The following is a 16,498-nucleotide window of genomic DNA, read 5'->3' as shown; positions in this document are numbered from 1 at the left end:
GGATTCTACGTGCGTGCCGGGTCGGATTCGCTAGCTCAGGTCCCACACCGCGACGGGCGACCCGGCCGCCAGTTCGGTGACGTCCTCGTCAATCTCCAGCAGACAGTTCGCCGACGCCAACCACCGCAGATGATGTGAGGCAGGTGGGCCGTAGCTGGTCACGGTGTCGCCGGACAGCACACCGCGGCGGAACTGCCGTTTACCGCGCGGCGAGGTCAGGTTCTCGGTCAGCACCGCGGTACGCCGCGGCCGGCCCGGCCCCCGGTGTCCCATCGCGGCCCGCAACGGTTCCCGGACGAACACCTCGAAGGACACGAGCGCACTCACCGGGTTGCCGGGCAACGTCACGATCGGGACGCCGTCGACCGTGCCCGACCCTTGCGGCATGCCGGGCTGCATCGCGACCTTGACGAACTCGACCTGATCGGCCAGTGAATCCTTGACCACCTCATAGGCGCCCGCACTCACACCGCCGGTGGTGATGATCAGATCGGCGTCGCGGGCATGCTCGGCCAGGATGGCGCGGAACGTGTCCACGTCGTCACCCGACATCGGGGCGGCCAGCACCTCCGCCCCGGCGTCGCGGATCGCCGCTGACAGCATCACCGCATTCGACTCGTAGATCTGCCCCGGCTGCAGCGGCGAACCGGGCGCCACCAGCTCGGTGCCGGTCGACATCACGAGCACGCGTTGGCGCGGAAGCACGGTCAGCTCCGCCAGCCCGAGTGCGGCGGCCAGTCCCAGCGCGGCCGGGGTGACGACCTGGCCGGTGTGCAGCACGGCGGTGCCCGCGGTGACGTCCTCGCCGGCCCGCCGGATGTGCTGGCCGGGCTTGGCCGCCGCGCGGATGGCCACGGTGTCGGTGGCTGCGTCGGTGGCCTCGACCGGCACCACCGCGGTGGCGCCCGTCGGTAGTGGCGCGCCCGTCATGATGCGGTGCGCGGTACCGGGTTTCAGCGTCAACGGGTCCGTGCGTCCGGCCGGGATGTCCTCGGCGACCGGCAATCGCACCGGGGCGTCTGCGGTCGCACCTGCCACATCCTCGGCGACGACGGCATAGCCGTCCATCGCGGAGTTGTCGAAGCCGGGTAGCGACAACGGCGCGACGACATCGGCGGCCAACACGAGGCCCAGGGTGTCGGATAGTGGCAACTGTTGTGGCGCACGGGATTTGATCAGCCCGGCCACGACGGTCTGGTGTTCTTCGACGGTCCGCATGGCTACACCGGGTAAGTGACGCCGGTCAGTTCCTCCGACACCGACCACAGCCGCCGCTGGAGGTCCGAATCATGGGACTGACTACTGGAATTCACGAGTTTGGGATAGCCGCGCAATTCGCGGAAGCCATCCGGGCCGTAGTACTGGCCGCCCCGCACGCCGGGCTCGGTCGCCGCCCGCAGTGTGGCGAGTGCACCCATCGCGGGGCTGTTGGTCACCAGGCCCGCCAGCTGGTTGAACCCGGGCAGTGTCGAACCGGGGATGTGGCGCATCAGTTCGGTGTTCGAGATGCCCGGGTGGGCGGCCACCGCGATCGTCGGTTTGCCGGCCGCGGCGAGGCGGCGCTGCAACTCGTAGGTGAACAGCAGGTTGGACAGTTTGGACTGCCCGTAGGCGGCGACGCGGTTATAACCGCGTTCCCACTGCAGATCGTCGAAGTGGATCTTGGCCTGGATGCGGTGGGCGATGCTGGCGACCGCCACGACGCGTGACCCCTCGACCGGCAGCAGATGATCGAGGAGCAGCCCGGTGAGCGTGAACGGTCCGAGGTGATTGGTGCCGAACTGGAGCTCGAAGCCGTCGACCGTGGTCTGCTTGGGCGGGTACATCACGCCGGCGTTGTTGATCAGCAGGTCGATGCGCGGGTAGGCGCTCCGCAGTTCATCGGCCGCGGTGCGGACCGAATCCAGCGAGCCCACGTCGAGCGCCTGCAATTTCAGGTCGGCCTTCGGTGCGGCGACACGCATGCGATCGACGGCTTCGCGGCCTTTGTCCAGGTTGCGCACCGCGATGACCACGTGTGCACCCTTGGCGGCCAGTGCCCGGGCCGTCTCATAACCCAGCCCGGTGTTGGATCCGGTGACGATGGCGATCCGGCCGGTTTGATCGGGGACGTCGGCCTCGGTCCATTTCGTGTCGGCGCTCATGGTTCGAACTCTACGGTTCGTCGGGCATGCTCGAATCATGGACGGCGGACGTGAGGAGCTTTCAGGTGGCACCGCTTCGGGATTGACCCTTCTCGATCCCGCGCATCCACCGAGCCGTAAGGCGCCGTTGGTGTGGGCGCTAGGCGCGGCCATCCCATGGGCGCTGCTGGTGCTCGCACAACTCGTGTGGGTCGTCGTCGACCGGCGGATGCTGTGGCTGCACGCACTCGCCGCGGCCGTCACGGTGCTGGGCATCGTGCTGTTCGTCGTGGTGGTCCCGATGTGGCGGTACCGCGTGCACCGGTGGGATATCAGCGTCGGCAGCGCGACACCTGCGGTGTACACCCGCACCGGCTGGCTCGTGCAGGAGCGGCGCATCGCCCCGATCTCACGCGTGCAGACCGTCGACACCTATCGCGGTCCGCTGGACCGGCTGTTCGGTCTGGCCAACGTGACGGTGACGACGGCATCGTCGGCCGGTGCGGTCCGCATCGTCGCGCTGGATGCCGACGTCGCCGACCGCGTGGTGGCACAGCTGACCGACATCGCCGCGATCGGTGAACAGGACGCGACGTGACCGAGGTGCCTGCTGTTTCGCCGCAATGGCAGCGGCTGAGCCCGCGCATGCTGTTCGTGCACCCGGTCCACGAGGTGCTGCAACAGATCCCGCTGCTGGTCGGGTCGGTGGTGCTCGGCTCGGCGACCGGCAATCCGTTGTGGACGGTCGCCGCGATCGCATTGACCGTCGCGTTCGGGTTGGCGCGGTGGTTCACCACCACGTACCGCATCGAGCCCACCGAGGTTCAGCTACGCACCGGGGTGTTGCAACGCAAGGTTCTGTCGGTGCCGCGCAACCGGATTCGATCGGTGTCGACCGATGCGCGGTTGCTGCACCGGGCGCTCGGGTTGACGGTGTTGCGGATCAGCACCGGCCAGGAAGCCAAGGGGGATGCCGAATTCGCACTCGACGCGGTCCAGGCCGAGCAGGTGCCGCGATTGCGGGCGATTCTGCTGGCCGACGCGGTGCCGGTCGCGGACACCCCGCCCGGCCGGGTGCTGGCGCGCTGGCAGCCGGCCTGGTTGCGCTACAGCCCGCTGAGTTTCACCGGGCTCGCGATGATCGCCGCCGCCGTCGGCTTGGTGTACCAAGCCGGAGCCGGTGCGCTGCTGGGCAATTCGCAGCTCGCCCGGTCCGGGCTGGCCTTCGCCGAGCGGATGGGCGTGTTCGTCAGCGTGACGTTCATCGTGCTCGCCGTGCTGGTCCTGTCCGTCGTGCTGTCGGTGCTGCGGTCGCTGGTCACGTACGGAAACCTGGTCCTACGAAGAGATTCCGACGTGCTCCATCTGCAGCACGGGCTCCTTCGGGTTCGCGAACACACCTACGACATGCGGCGGCTGCGGGGCGGCTCCCTGCGTGAGCCGCTGCTCGTACGGTTGTTCGGCGGGGCCCGGCTGGACGCGGTGATGACCGGGGTCGGCGGCGAGGGCGAGGCGTCACTGCTGCTTCCGCCATGTCCGTCCGCCACCGCAACGACGGTGCTCGCCGACCTCATTGAGCAGCCCGACGCCGTGACCGGCCCGCTCCGCACGCACGGGCCCGCGGCCACACGGCGGCGGTGGACCAGGGCGCTCATGTGGCCTGCGTTCGCGCTCGTGCCGCTCGCGGTGGTGAGAGCGCCCGTGTGGGCGTGGGTGCTGTGGGCCGTGGTCGCGCTTGCGGCCGCACTGCTGGCCGCGGACCGGGCCCGGTCGCTGGGGCACCGCGTCGACGCCGGCTGGCTCGTGGCCCGCAACGGCAGCCTCGAACGCCGCCGCGACTGCCTGCAAACCGCGGGCATCATCGGCTGGACGGTGCGCCAGACGCTGCTACAGCGGCGCGCCGGCGTGGCCACGCTCATCGCGGCGACCGCGGCGGGGGACAAGCACTACCAGGTGATCGACGTGCCTGCCGCCCAGGCCTGGTCGATCGTCGCTGCCGCGTCCCCGTGGGTCGCCGACAACCAGTGGGCCGATGGGGTGGGGTCCGAGTTGCGCTGAACCTTCAGGCGTTTACTGTCGCTGCATGGCTATCGGTGGGGTGCTGTTCGACATCGATGGTGTGCTGGTGACCTCCTGGCAGCCCATCGACGGTGCGGCTGAAACGCTGCGAGTGCTGGAAGACAACCAGATTGCCCGGTCCTACCTGACCAACACGACGACTCGCACGCGCGCACAGATCGCCGAGTTGCTCACGGCGGCGGGTATGGCGGTGGCGGCCGATGAGGTCATCACCGCCGCGGTGCTCACGGCCGAATATGTGCGCGACCGCTATCCGGATGCGCGGTGCTTCCTCGTCAACAGCGGGCAGATCGGCGAGGACATGCCCGGCGTCGACGTCGTGTATTCGAGCGATTTCACCGGACCGCGAGCCCCGGACACACCCGACGTCGTGCTGCTCGGCGGGGCCGGACCCGAGTACAGCCACCTCACATTGAGTTGGGTGTACGACTGGATGGCACAAGGTGTCCCGGTGGTGGCGATGCACCGCAGTACGGCGTGGAACACCACCGACGGGCTTCGGGTCGACACCGGCATGTACCTCATCGGCATGGAGGAAACCTCGGGTCGCAAGGCGACCGCCGTCGGCAAACCGGCGCCCGAAGGCTTCGTCGCGGCCGCCAACCGTCTCGGCGTCGACCCGGACGAGATGTACATGATCGGCGACGATCTCAACAACGACGTGCTCGCCGCTCAGGTGGTCGGCATGACCGGTGTGCTGGTGCGGACCGGCAAGTTCCGTCAGAGCACGCTGGACCGTTGGGCCGCAGATGAATTCGCGATGCAGCCCAACTTCGTCATCGACTCGGTCGCCGATCTTCCCGAGCTGTTGGGCCTTTAGGCCTGCAGGGTCCGGACCGCTTGGATGCGGTCCTTGAGTTGGTCGGTCGTCGCCGCAGCCACCGGCGGGCCGCCGCAGATACGCCGCAACTCGTTGTGGATCCAGCCGTGCGGCTTGCCCGTGCGGTGGTGGGCGATGGTCACCAAAGCGTTGAGCTCGCGGCGCAGTTCGCGCAGCTGCCCGTGCGTCGTGCGCGGCGGCGGCGGGCCACCCGAGGCCGCCGCTTCGGCCGAGCGCTTGGTGAGTTGCTCATCTTGCCTGCGGCGCAACAGGTCTCGCATCTGCTCGGCATCGAGCAGGCCCGGGATGCCGAGGTAGTCGGCCTCCTCGTCGCTGCCTGCCGGGGTTGCGGTGCCGAACGAGGCGCCGTCGAAGATGACCTGGTCGAGTTCGGCGTCCGCGCCGAGGTACTCGAAACCGTTCTCGAGTTCGCTCTTCTCGTCCTTGCGCTTCTCGGCGGCTTCGAGCGCCTCGTCGTCGAGTCCGTTGGATTCGCGGTGCGGCTTGCCGAGCACGTGGTTGCGCTGCGCCTCCATCTCACTGGCGAGCAGCAGCAGGTTGGGCACCGACGGCAGGAAGATGCTGGCGGTCTCGCCGGGGCGGCGCGAGCGCACGAACCGGCCGATGGCCTGCGCGAAAAACAGCGGCGTCGAAGCACTCGTCGCGTACACCCCGACCGAGAGCCGAGGGACGTCGACGCCCTCGGACACCATGCGCACCGCGACCAGCCACCGGCTCGTCGACGCCGAGTACTGGCTGATGCGGTCCGATGCGCTCGGATCGTCGGAGAGCACCACGGTGGGCACCTCGCCGGTGATCTTGGTGAGCAGATCGGCGTAGGCCCGCGCGGTGGTCTGGTTGGTCGCGATGATCATGCCGCCGGCGTCGGGCACGTGCTGGCGCTTCTGCTGCAACCGCTTGTCGGCGGCCGCGATCACCGCGGGCATCCACTCGCCTGCCGGGTTGAGCGCGGTGCGCCACGCGCGGGCGGTCTGCTCGGCCGTCAGTGGTTCGCCGAGCCGCGCCGCGTGCTCCTCGCCGGCGCTGTCGCGCCAGCGGGCCTCGCCGGAGTAGGCCAGGAACACCACGGGCCGGACCACGCCGTCGGCCAGCGCATCGGAGTAGCCGTACACGTGATCGGCCTGCGAACGCTGGAATCCGCTCTCGTCGGGCTCGTACTTGACGAACGGGATCGGGCTGTCGTCGCTGCGGAACGGCGTACCCGTCAGGGCGAGGCGCCGCGTCGCGTCGTCGTACGCCTCGCGCATCGCCTCGCCCCAGCTCTTCGAGTCACCGCCGTGGTGGATCTCGTCGAAGATCACGAGGGTCCTGCGGTTCTCCGTGCGCACCCGGTGCCGGGTGGGGTGGCTGGCCACCTGGGCGTAGGTGACGACGACGCCGTGGTACTCCGACGACGTCTGGGAATCGGAGTTGCTGAACTTCGGGTCGAGCGCGATACCGTTGCGCGCCGCCGATTGCGCCCACTGGATCTTGAGGTGCTCGGTGGGCACCACCACGGTGATCGCGTCGACCGTACGGTCGGCCAGCAGCTCTGCGGCGATGCGCAGCGCAAACGTCGTCTTACCCGCGCCAGGGGTAGCGACCAGCAGATAATCACGAGGCTTGGTGGTCAAATACTTCACCAGCGCCTTGCGCTGCCAGCCCCGCAATGCCTGGGTGCTGGGCGCTGCGTCAGCCCGCACCCGAGGACTCCTCTCAGTCGAGATGCAGTCTAGGCCAGCGCGTTACGTCGGCGCATCTTCCCGCGAGTGGGCCGGGCGTGTCGCTCGGGTGCGTTCGGTCCGACGTTCATCGACGGCACAACGGGCCGCGTGTGTCAACTTCCGGATGGCGGGTGTCTTCGTGATCCTCGGCAAACACGCGGCGGTCGGTCCGCCGCTGTGAAATTGCTGCGGTTCACCGCCGAACCGGCTGATTAGGCTCGGACGATGAGCTGGAACGCCACGAGCAGATCCAACGGGTTACGGGTGTTGCTCATCGTGTTTGGCGCCATGCTCGCGGCCGGCGTCGTGCTCATCGCAACAGGGTTCGTCGTCTTCAAGTACGCGCTGGATCGCGCTTTCGACAGCGACGATCTCGGCCTGCACCCCATCGACGAAACGGCAGCGGCCGCGGCGATGCGGGACCGCGGGATCGCGATACCCGACGGCTTCGACTTCATCGAGATGACCGAGCTGAATCAGTTCGTCGGCGCCGACGACTACGCGGGCAGGTATTCGATCGACGTGCCGTTCGCGGATGCCGTGAAGCTGCTCGCCGAAGCGAATCCCGACTTTCCGAAGTTGCGTACCGCGGCGTGCACCGATGAGATCGTGCGTGCGGATTTCCTTGAGGCGCCTGTCTTCACGTGCGGTGCGGGCACCGAACTCGCAGTGACCACCCGGACACTCGACGGTGTCGACGTGTTGGCCGACCACTACCACGGGACGCCGCCGGACACCGAGACCGTCCTGGTGGTGCAAAGCGGCGGGCAGGTCGAGTTGTTCGTGTTGTCCCGCGGGCACTAGGCCGTCACACGAAGTAGTTGTCGTGCTTGATGAACCACTCGGCGCGTTCTTCGTCGGTGAGATCGGCGAGCTGGGCGAAACCCTCGAAGTAGGCCTCGCGCGGGGCGCCCGGAGCAAACAGCATCAACAGCGACGTCGGCGCGTCGGCCTCGTTGCGGAACCCGTGGATGCCGCCGGGCGGGACATAGAGGAAATCGCCTTGGTTGCCGTCCATCCAGTCATTGCCGTCGTATAGCTTCACCGTGCCGGACAGCACGAAGAACGCCTCCGACATGGCCCGGTGGAAATGGGGCCCGGGGCCGCCGCCCTGCGGGCTGATGTCGACGCGGTACAAGCCGTAATCGCCATCGGTCTGCTGTTGGTTGGCCAGGTAGTGGTACTTCACGAGGCCGAACGAGTCGTAGTCGGCGGGCTCGTCGGCGCGCCGCAACCGGGCGCTGACCTCCGGCTCGTCTTTGGTGTAGCGAGCGGGGGGATAGGGCGGCACATTCCTGGGGTCCCAGAGTGACACGCCGCCCAGCCTATCCCGCTGTTCTCGACACCAGGGTCAAGCAGTCGCGCCCTGCAGCACCGGGAACGTGACGCCGGTCAGCTCCTCGGACACCGTCCACAGCCGCCGCTGCATGTCGAGGTCATAGGACCGCTGGTTGGACAGCACGAGCTTGGGGTAGCCGCGCTGCTCGGCGAATCCGTCGGGCCCGTAGTACTGACCGCCGAGCGCGCCCGGGTCGGTCGCCGCGCGCAGTGTCGGCAGGGCGCCCATGGCCGCGTCCTGGAACAGCACGCGCGCTGCGGGCAACGCGACCTGGAAGGCGCGCGGCAGGTGCCGCGCCAGTTCGGTGTCGGATCCGCCGGGATGTGCGGCCAGCGCGGTGGTCTGGTGCCCGGTCAGGCGGCGCTGCAGCTCATAGGTGAACAGCAGGTTAGCGAGCTTGGACTGGCCGTAAGCCTGCAGCCGGTTGTAGCTGCGTTCCCACTGCAGATCGTCGAAGCGGATGCCGGGGGCGAAGCGGTGCCCGGTGCTGCTGACGGTCACGATGCGCGAGCCCGTCACCGGGAGCAGGCGGTCGAGCAGCAGGCCCGTGAGAGCGAAGTGGCCGAGATGGTTGGTGCCGAACTGCAGCTCGAAGCCGTCGGCGGTGGTCTGCTTGGGCGGGGTCATGACGCCGGCGTTGTTGATCAGCAGATCGATGCGGTCGTGCTTGTCCTTGATCTCAGCCGCGGCGGTGCGCACCGACTCGAGCGAGCCCAGGTCGAGCTGCTGCAACTCGAGATCGGATTCGCTGACGGTCCTGGCGATCCAGTCGATGGCGGCCTTGCCCTTGTCGAGGTTGCGCACGGCGAGTACGACGTGTGCGCCCTTGGCGGCGAGGGCCTTCGCGGTCTCCAGCCCGAGCCCGGTGTTGGCTCCGGTGACGACGGCGATGCGGCCGGTTTGGTCGGGAATGCTGGCGGTGGTCCATTTCGTCATGAGAGACTCCTGGTGAGGGTTAAACGGAGTGTGCGCTCCGGTTGCTTCCGAATATACGGAACGCGCGCCCCGTTTTGTCAATCCCCGATTTGTGAGGTGGTGTCGATGCGCGCGGATGCGGCCCGCAACCGTGCCCGGGTGCTGGAGGTTGCCTACGAAACGTTCGCGGCCGAGGGGCTCGCGGTGCCGATCGATGAGATCGCGCGTCGGGCCGGGGTGGGTGCCGGAACCGTGTACCGGCATTTCCCGGCCAAGGAAGACCTGTTTCGTGCGGTGATCGCCGATCGCATCAACGCGATCGTCGACGAGGGCCGCACGCTGTTGGCCGAAGCGGATCCGGCCGACGCGCTGTTCGAGTTCCTGCGGTCGATGGTGCGGTGGAGTGCAGAAGACCGCGGCCTGGTCGACGCGTTCGCCGGCGCCGGGATCGACATCAAAACCGTGGTGCCCGAGGCCGAGGATGAGTACATGGCGGTGCTTGGCGAATTGCTGCGGGTCGGGCAGGAAGCGGGCGCGGTACGAGGCGACATCGACGCTGCGGGCGTCAAAGCGCTCATGGTCGGCTGCCAGGCCATGCAGAGCTACAACGCCGACCTGGCCGGCCACACGACCGACGTCGTCTTCGACGGGTTGCGCGCGCCGGGGGTAGCGTCAGCTGGGTGAAGTTCGGGATCTCGACGTTCGTCGACGACGACACCATTGACCCGGCAACGCTGGCGCGCGCGATCGAGGAACGTGGCTTCGTCTCGCTCGTCGTCGCCGAGCACAGCCACATCCCGGTGAGCCGGGAATCCCCGTATCCCAGCGGTGGCGATCTGCCGTCGTACTACTACAACACCCTCGATCCCTTCGTGACCCTCGCCGCGGCGGCCGCGGTGACGTCCGAGATCGAACTCTTCACCGGCGTCACCCTGCTCATCCAGCGCGATCCCATCCACACGGCCAAGGAAGCCGCCAGCATCGACCTGATCTCCGGCGGCCGGTTCGTGTTCGGTGTAGGCGCGGGCTGGAACCTCGAGGAGATGCGCGACCACGGCACCGACCCGAAAACCCGCGGCGCACGGTTGGACGAGAGCATCGAGGCGATCAAGGCGCTGTGGACCGCCGAACCCGCCGAGTACCACGGCAAGCACGTCGACTTCGAACTGTCTTACTGCCGCCCCAAGCCGGTCCAGAAACCGCATCCGCCCATCTATATCGGCGGCAACTCGGATGCCACGGTCAAGCGCGTGATCCGCCACGGCGCCGGCTGGATCTCCAATCCGCTGCCGCGGGACGTGCTGGCTCAACGCGTCGGGCAGATGCGTGACGGCGCAGGCCACGATGTACCGCTCGCGATGTTCGGGACGCCCATCGACGCCGACTACTGGCGGGCCGCCGAGGATCTCGGCTTCGGTCAGCTCGGCTTGTTCCTGCCGTCGGTCGGCACGGATGAGTCACTGCGGCTGCTCGACGAATTCGCCGCGCGCGTCGAGCAGTACCAATCCGGTGCGTAACAACCTTGCACTCGCCCTGGTCGAGTGCTAAGAATGCAGTTGGCACTCTCGATTCGTGAGTGCTAGGTCGGGACGGTGAGACCGGGGCCGCACCTGCGGGAGCACACCCTGGTCGTCCGTCGCGGGCACTGAACCCGGCCAACGAACGTGCGATCCCCTATCCGGAGGAATCACTTCGCAATGGCTAAGACAATTGCGTATGACGAAGAGGCCCGTCGCGGCCTTGAGCGGGGCCTGAACAGCCTCGCCGACGCGGTAAAGGTGACGCTGGGCCCCAAGGGTCGCAACGTCGTCCTGGAGAAGAAGTGGGGCGCCCCCACGATCACCAACGATGGTGTGTCCATCGCCAAGGAGATCGAGCTGGAGGACCCGTACGAGAAGATCGGCGCTGAGCTGGTCAAAGAGGTCGCCAAGAAGACCGACGACGTCGCCGGCGACGGCACCACCACCGCCACCGTTTTGGCCCAGGCTCTGGTTCGCGAAGGTCTGCGCAACGTCGCGGCCGGCGCCAACCCGCTCGGCCTGAAGCGCGGCATCGAGAAGGCCGTCGAGAAGGTCACCGAGACGCTGCTGAAGAGCGCCAAGGAGGTGGAGACCAAGGAGCAGATCGCTGCCACCGCCGGTATCTCCGCCGGTGACCAGTCCATCGGCGACCTGATCGCCGAGGCCATGGACAAGGTCGGCAACGAGGGTGTCATCACCGTCGAGGAGAGCAACACCTTCGGCCTGCAGCTGGAGCTCACCGAGGGTATGCGCTTCGACAAGGGCTACATCTCGGGTTACTTCGTGACCGACGCCGAGCGTCAGGAAGCCGTCCTCGAGGATCCCTACATCCTGCTGGTCAGCTCGAAGGTCTCGACCGTCAAGGACCTGCTGCCGCTGCTGGAGAAGGTCATCCAGTCCGGCAAGCCGCTGCTGATCATCGCCGAGGACGTCGAGGGCGAGGCCCTGTCGACCCTGGTGGTCAACAAGATCCGTGGCACCTTCAAGTCCGTCGCCGTCAAGGCCCCTGGCTTCGGTGACCGCCGCAAGGCGATGCTGCAGGACATGGCGATCCTCACCGGTGGCCAGGTCATCAGCGAAGAGGTCGGCCTGTCCCTCGAGACCGCCGACGTCGCGCTGCTGGGCAAGGCCCGCAAGGTCGTCGTGACCAAGGACGAGACCACCATCGTCGAGGGTGCAGGCGACAGCGACGCCATCTCCGGCCGGGTGGCTCAGATCCGCGCCGAGATCGAGAACAGCGACTCCGACTACGACCGCGAGAAGCTGCAGGAGCGCCTGGCCAAGCTGGCCGGCGGTGTTGCGGTCATCAAGGCCGGCGCTGCCACCGAGGTGGAGCTCAAGGAGCGCAAGCACCGCATCGAGGACGCCGTCCGCAACGCGAAGGCTGCCGTCGAAGAGGGCATCGTCGCCGGTGGCGGCGTGGCCCTGCTGCAGTCGGCTCCGGCTCTCGACGAGCTGAAGCTCACCGGCGATGAGGCCACTGGCGCCAACATCGTCAAGGTCGCGCTGTCGGCTCCGCTGAAGCAGATCGCCTTCAACGGTGGTCTGGAGCCCGGCGTCGTCGCCGAGAAGGTCACCAACTCGCCCGCCGGCACCGGCCTCAACGCCGCCACCGGTGAGTACGAGGACCTGCTCAAGGCCGGCGTTGCCGACCCGGTGAAGGTCACCCGCTCGGCGCTGCAGAACGCAGCCTCGATCGCGGCGCTGTTCCTCACCACCGAGGCCGTCGTCGCCGACAAGCCGGAGAAGGCCGCCGCACCCGCCGGCGACCCGACCGGTGGCATGGGCGGTATGGACTTCTAAGTCCCGCTTTCGAAAAAGCAGCCCTGGTGCGCTCCGCGCGCCAGGGCTGTTTTTCGTTTATCCCCAACGTGGGCTTTATGCACAGGATTCGGTGGATTGCCGTGCACAGGGCCCACTTTCGTCGGTGGCTTCGCCGAACGTGCCGGGCATGGAACCTTTTCTCGGAAGTGCCGCTATTCAACGCGGAGAGTTCACCCGACGCTCGCTGGCCCGCGGGCATCGAGCGATCTACCGCGATGTATATGTCCGGCGCGATGTCGAACTGACTGCTCGAATCCGGGCACAGGCGGCGTGGCTGAGCACGGGCGCCACGCTCGCCGGGATGTCGGCCGCGGCGGTGCATGGCACGAAGTGGTTGAACCCGGCGATGCCTGCCGAGATCATTCGTGCCGACCGGCACGCGTCGACCGGGATAGTGGTGCGCTCTTGGACCCTCGACCCAGGGGAGACATGCCGTGTCGCCGGCACAGAAGCTACGAGTGCCTCCCGCACAGCGTTTGATCTCGGCCGGCTCCACCGGTTCGACGACGCAGTCCCCATGGTGGATGCGCTGCTCAATGCCACAAGAATCAAGCCGGCCGATGTGCTTGCGGTGGCTGACGCCCATCCCGGTGCACGTGGTGTCGCACAGCTGCGCTTGCTGTTGCCCATGATCGACGCCGGTGCCGAGTCTCCGCAGGAAAGCAGGTTGAGACTGCTCATCGTCCGGGGAGGGTTACCTGCTCCAGAGACGCAGATCGAGTTCCGCGAACTGCGCATTCGCGTCGATATGGGATGGCGGGAATGGAAGGTCGCAGTGGAATATGACGGCGTTCAGCACTGGACTGATCGGCGGCAGCGAGCGTGGGATATCGATCGCATCGCGCTGCTTGAGGAGGCTGACTGGGTGGTCGTGCGCGTCAGCGCGGAGATGATGTCGCGACCGCAAGTCATCGTCGAACGCGTGCGGGCCAAATTGCGCGCCGCCGGCTGCCCGGTCTGATACCGAGCGTGGGCATTGCGTACGGTTTTCGCCGCAATCGCGTGCACAAACCCCACACTCGACGGGCACTCAGTTCTCGGAAAGCACCACACAGTCGTTGGTGCCGGGGTTCGCTGAGTGCCTCGACCGTTTGCGGTGCAGGACCGCGCGGCTCGGCACGATCTGCTGGGTGTCGTCGTCGGTGGCGGCGGGTTGACCGCGGCCGTCGACGATCAGCGAGAAACCGCCGGGCTGGCGTGGTGGCCAGATGAGGGTCACGCCGTCGTGGGAGGCCAGGTTTCTGCGGGTGTGCCCGCCGACCGGGCCCACGTCGATGACGCCGTCGACGAGTTGGGGTTCGACCGCCACGGTGTGTGCGTGGTAGTTGTCGTCGACGGTGACGAGATAGGCGAACGTGTAGTCCGTCAGCTTGGCGGCCAGCTGGTTGAGATCCACTTTCACGCTCATGACGCGAGGATAGTGCGGTTTGCCCGCCGTCGGGCCGGACCGGTCAGACCGGTGCAGATTGGCGGCCGCGGACCAGCCGGCCGGGCCGCGCGGAGGTCGGCGCGCCGTGCTCGGCGATGACCTCACCCGACACGACGGTCGCGACGTAACCGTCGGCGGTCTGGTCGAGCCGCCGCCCGCCGGCAGGCAGGTCGTAGGTGATGACGGGCTTGTGCAGCCGCAGCGCGGAATGGTCGATGACGTTGAGGTCGGCCTTGTAGCCGACGGCGATGCGCCCGCGGTCCGAGAGGCCGGCCACCCGTGCCGGCACCGACGTCAGCTCACGCACGGCTTGTGCCACCGACAGTCTGCCGGTCGCGCGGTCACGCGCCCAATACGCCAGCAGATACGTGGGAAAGCTTGAATCACAGATCATTCCGTAATGCGCGCCGCCGTCGCCGAGGCCGAGGACGACGTCTTCGCGACGGATCAGATCGCCGACCGTGTCCAGTGAGTTGTTCTCGAAGTTGGCCATCGCGCCGAGCAGGATCGCGTGGCCGTCGTCGTCGAGCAGCCGGTCGTAGGCCTCCGCCATGGGGCTGACGCCGCGGGCCTTCGCCCTGGCCGCGATGCTCTGGGACCGGTCGGGTTCGTAGTTCGCGTCCTCGCCGAGCGGGAAGATCCAATCCCAGGCCTGGGCCAGGTACACCAGCGGATTGGCCGGCGCACCGCCCGGCTTGTCGGACAGGATGCGCTCCCGCACTTCCGGTTTGCGCATCTGTGCGACCCGCTCGGCCAGCGGCAGCCCCGCGATCTCCTGGTAGCTGGGATACAGCACGAAGGGGTTGGCCGTCAGTTCCAGGCCGATCATCAACCCGATCGGCCGCGGGAACACCTGCGCGGTGATCATCGGGACACCGGCTGCGCTTTCCCGGTTGGCCTTCTCCACCATCGTCATGGCCTCGACCCACAGCGGGTCGCCCGCGTTGAGCACGAGCAGCGTGAACGTGACCGGCAGGCCGGTGTCGGTCGCCGCGTCGAAAACCTGTTGCAGCACCGGCTGATAGCCGCCGGCCGGGATGTCGGGCACGAACTGGATCAGGCCGCCGCCGCCATCGGCGACGCCACGCGCGATCTCCAGGATCTCCTCGTCGCCGGCTTCGAAGCTGGGGATCTGCTGCCCACCCTCGGTGCGGTGGGTGGCCAGTCGCGAGGACGCGAAACCGAGCGCGCCTGCCTCGATCGCCTCCTTGGCCAATGCCCGCATCCGGGCCAGATCCTCGGCCGTCGCCGGTTCGCGGTCGGCGCCTCGTTGCCCCATGACATACACACGCAGCGGTGAGTGCGGTAGGTATGCGGCCACGTCGATGTCGAGGCGGCGCGCCGCCAACGCGTCGAGGTACTCGGGAAACGTCTCCCAGTGCCACGGCAGACCGTCGACCATCACGACTCCGGGAATGTCCTCCACGCCCGCCATCACGTCGAGGAGCACGTCATGATCGGCGGGCCGGCACGGCGCGAAACCCACTCCGCAGTTGCCCATCACGGCGGTTGTGACGCCGTGCGCCGAAGAAGGATTGAGCCGATCGGACCAGATCGCCTGCCCGTCGTAATGGGTGTGCAGATCGACGAAACCCGGCGTCACCAACAGTCCGGTCGCGTCGATCTCGCGGGCACCGCGCTGCGGCACCGATCCGACCGCGACGATGACACCGTCGCGCACGGCGACGTCACCGGCATATGGTTCGCCGCCCAACCCGTCGACGATCAGACCGCCACGAATGACAAGATCGAACGTCGTCGTTGCCGCGCTTTCGGGGTCGTGGGTCATCTGACAAACGTACGACGAAGTGTCGGTGCGACGTGCCAGGATCGAGCGCGTGATCGATCATTTCGGAATCAACTGCGCAGACTTCGCCAAAGCGAAGGAGTTTTACGACGCGGTCCTGGGCGTCCTGGGCTACACGCGTCAGATGGACTTCGGCGTGGCCATCGGCTACGGCAAGGACGGGCATCCCGCCTTCTGGATCGCCGATGCCAGTGCCGGTGACGCTGCCGGGCCCAACCGCGAGATCCATGTGGCGTTCCACGCGTCCGGCGTCGACGCGGTCACCGAGTTCTACGAGACCGCACTGAAGCTGGGTGTCGAGTCGCTGCATGCACCTCGCCTGTGGCCGGAGTATCACCCGGGGTATTTCGGCGCGTTCGTCCGCGACCCCGACGGCAACAACGTCGAGGCCGTGTTTCACGGAGCCCCGCCGCAGTAGCGCTCACAACGTGTTGATCGCGGTGATCAGCCACGCACCGTTGATCTGCGCGAGCTCGACCCGGATGGCGAGCTGCGCCTCCGTCCGGGTCTTGTTGCCCGTCGATTCGACGATCTGGTCGACGAACGTGAGCACCTGAGCCTTGTCGGCCGACAACGTCTCGATGGCGGCGTTCCGTACGTTCGAGGTCTGCGTGACGCCGTTGGACCTCGCGATGGCCGTCTTGGAGCGCATCTGTTCGCGGTAGTTGTTGACGGCTTCGCCGGTCAACAGCGCAGCGAGGTTGTCGACGTCGTCGTCGTCGGTCCTCGGCGTGTAGCTCAGCAGCTTTTCGAGGTTCGCCGTCGTCAGCTCAACCACCTCGTCGCGGGCGGCGGTCTGGTCGGCCACCAGGGCCGGTGCGGGTCGGTTCTTCTCGGTCATCTGCCACGTGCCGAGCCCGAGCGCGACCGCTGTGCCCACGACGAGTCCGACAACCAGAACCACCCACCCCGTCCTTC

General features: G+C 67.5%; 17 protein-coding genes. 9 read left to right on the top strand and 8 right to left on the bottom strand.

The features are described 5' to 3' along the window. Positions 1-30 precede the first annotated feature (30 nt). Positions 31-1,218 (bottom strand): molybdopterin molybdotransferase MoeA, encoded by a 1,188-nt coding sequence (gene moeA, locus AWC31_RS28720; protein ID WP_085147689.1) that lies wholly within the window; start codon positions 1,216-1,218, stop codon positions 31-33. Between the two features lie 2 nt (positions 1,219-1,220). Continuing rightward, positions 1,221-2,144 (bottom strand): SDR family NAD(P)-dependent oxidoreductase, encoded by a 924-nt coding sequence (locus AWC31_RS28715; RefSeq protein ID WP_085147688.1) that lies wholly within the window; start codon positions 2,142-2,144, stop codon positions 1,221-1,223. 37 nt (positions 2,145-2,181) lie between these two features. Between AWC31_RS28715 and AWC31_RS28710 the strand changes: the two genes are divergently transcribed. Genes AWC31_RS28710 through AWC31_RS28700 form a run of 3 tightly spaced genes read left to right on the top strand, consistent with a single transcriptional unit; the run spans position 2,182 to position 5,022 of the window. Then, a complete protein-coding gene (locus tag AWC31_RS28710; RefSeq protein WP_110775311.1) occupies positions 2,182-2,721 on the top strand; it encodes a PH domain-containing protein in 540 nt (179 codons plus the stop codon). A gap of 47 nt (positions 2,722-2,768) precedes the next feature. Further along, positions 2,769-4,181, top strand: a complete 1,413-nt coding sequence (locus AWC31_RS28705) for a PH domain-containing protein (RefSeq protein ID WP_085147829.1) — start codon at positions 2,769-2,771, stop codon at positions 4,179-4,181. A gap of 25 nt (positions 4,182-4,206) precedes the next feature. Further along, the gene (locus tag AWC31_RS28700) at positions 4,207-5,022 is read left to right on the top strand and encodes an HAD-IIA family hydrolase (protein WP_085147687.1); all 816 of its coding nucleotides are present in this window, start codon (positions 4,207-4,209) and stop codon (positions 5,020-5,022) included. On the opposite strand, the gene AWC31_RS28695 is transcribed toward AWC31_RS28700, so the two are convergent. Further along, positions 5,019-6,725: a DEAD/DEAH box helicase gene (locus AWC31_RS28695; RefSeq protein ID WP_067849343.1), complete on the bottom strand. Its 1,707-nt coding sequence runs from the start codon at positions 6,723-6,725 to the stop codon at positions 5,019-5,021. The genes AWC31_RS28700 and AWC31_RS28695 overlap by 4 nt on opposite strands. A gap of 246 nt (positions 6,726-6,971) precedes the next feature. Between AWC31_RS28695 and AWC31_RS28690 the strand changes: the two genes are divergently transcribed. Then, positions 6,972-7,550, top strand: a complete 579-nt coding sequence (locus AWC31_RS28690; RefSeq protein ID WP_085147686.1) for a hypothetical protein — start codon at positions 6,972-6,974, stop codon at positions 7,548-7,550. A 4-nt stretch (positions 7,551-7,554) separates the two neighbouring features. Here AWC31_RS28690 and AWC31_RS28685 read toward each other — a convergent pair whose 3' ends face one another. Together AWC31_RS28685 and AWC31_RS28680 are read right to left on the bottom strand one after the other, a co-directional pair. After that, entirely contained in the window at positions 7,555-8,061 is a 507-nt protein-coding gene (locus AWC31_RS28685; RefSeq protein WP_084356601.1) for a cupin domain-containing protein, read from the bottom strand. A gap of 36 nt (positions 8,062-8,097) precedes the next feature. Next, positions 8,098-9,021 carry an SDR family NAD(P)-dependent oxidoreductase gene (locus AWC31_RS28680; RefSeq protein ID WP_085147684.1) on the bottom strand — a complete coding sequence of 308 codons (924 nt, stop codon included), beginning with the start codon at positions 9,019-9,021 and terminating at the stop codon, positions 8,098-8,100. 105 nt (positions 9,022-9,126) lie between these two features. Here AWC31_RS28680 and AWC31_RS28675 point away from each other — a divergent pair, with 105 nt between their 5' ends. The 4 genes from AWC31_RS28675 to AWC31_RS28660 all read left to right on the top strand — a co-directional run bounded on the left by AWC31_RS28675 (position 9,127) and on the right by AWC31_RS28660 (position 13,305). After that, the gene (locus AWC31_RS28675) at positions 9,127-9,684 is read left to right on the top strand and encodes a TetR/AcrR family transcriptional regulator (RefSeq protein WP_085147827.1); all 558 of its coding nucleotides are present in this window, start codon (positions 9,127-9,129) and stop codon (positions 9,682-9,684) included. Then, positions 9,681-10,517, top strand: a complete 837-nt coding sequence (locus AWC31_RS28670; RefSeq protein ID WP_085147682.1) for an LLM class F420-dependent oxidoreductase — start codon at positions 9,681-9,683, stop codon at positions 10,515-10,517. The genes AWC31_RS28675 and AWC31_RS28670 overlap by 4 nt, the downstream gene beginning before the upstream one ends. Before the next feature lie 180 nt (positions 10,518-10,697). After that, entirely contained in the window at positions 10,698-12,323 is a 1,626-nt protein-coding gene (gene groL / locus AWC31_RS28665; protein ID WP_067849328.1) for a chaperonin GroEL, read from the top strand. A 148-nt stretch (positions 12,324-12,471) separates the two neighbouring features. Beyond that, entirely contained in the window at positions 12,472-13,305 is an 834-nt protein-coding gene (locus tag AWC31_RS28660; protein ID WP_085147680.1) for an endonuclease domain-containing protein, read from the top strand. Positions 13,306-13,374: 69 nt separating this feature from the next. On the opposite strand, the gene AWC31_RS28655 is transcribed toward AWC31_RS28660, so the two are convergent. Continuing rightward, complete coding sequence (locus AWC31_RS28655) at positions 13,375-13,752, bottom strand: hypothetical protein (RefSeq protein WP_085147678.1); 378 nt, start codon at positions 13,750-13,752, stop codon at positions 13,375-13,377. 43 nt (positions 13,753-13,795) lie between these two features. Continuing rightward, complete coding sequence (locus AWC31_RS28650) at positions 13,796-15,562, bottom strand: N-acyl-D-amino-acid deacylase family protein (protein ID WP_085147676.1); 1,767 nt, start codon at positions 15,560-15,562, stop codon at positions 13,796-13,798. Positions 15,563-15,611: 49 nt separating this feature from the next. Between AWC31_RS28650 and AWC31_RS28645 the strand changes: the two genes are divergently transcribed. Next, positions 15,612-15,998 carry a VOC family protein gene (locus AWC31_RS28645; RefSeq protein ID WP_067849603.1) on the top strand — a complete coding sequence of 129 codons (387 nt, stop codon included), beginning with the start codon at positions 15,612-15,614 and terminating at the stop codon, positions 15,996-15,998. 3 nt (positions 15,999-16,001) lie between these two features. Here the strand turns inward: AWC31_RS28645 and AWC31_RS28640 are convergent, their stop codons facing one another. After that, positions 16,002-16,484, bottom strand: coding sequence for a hypothetical protein (locus AWC31_RS28640; protein ID WP_234817026.1), 483 nt, complete (start codon positions 16,482-16,484; stop codon positions 16,002-16,004). Between the last annotated feature and the right edge of the window lie 14 nt (positions 16,485-16,498).

Source organism: Mycolicibacterium wolinskyi, assembly GCF_002101965.1.
GTDB lineage: Bacteria > Actinomycetota > Actinomycetes > Mycobacteriales > Mycobacteriaceae > Mycobacterium > Mycobacterium wolinskyi.
Note: the sequence above shows the minus strand (reverse complement) of the source record. Positions and strands in the feature narration are given on the sequence as shown.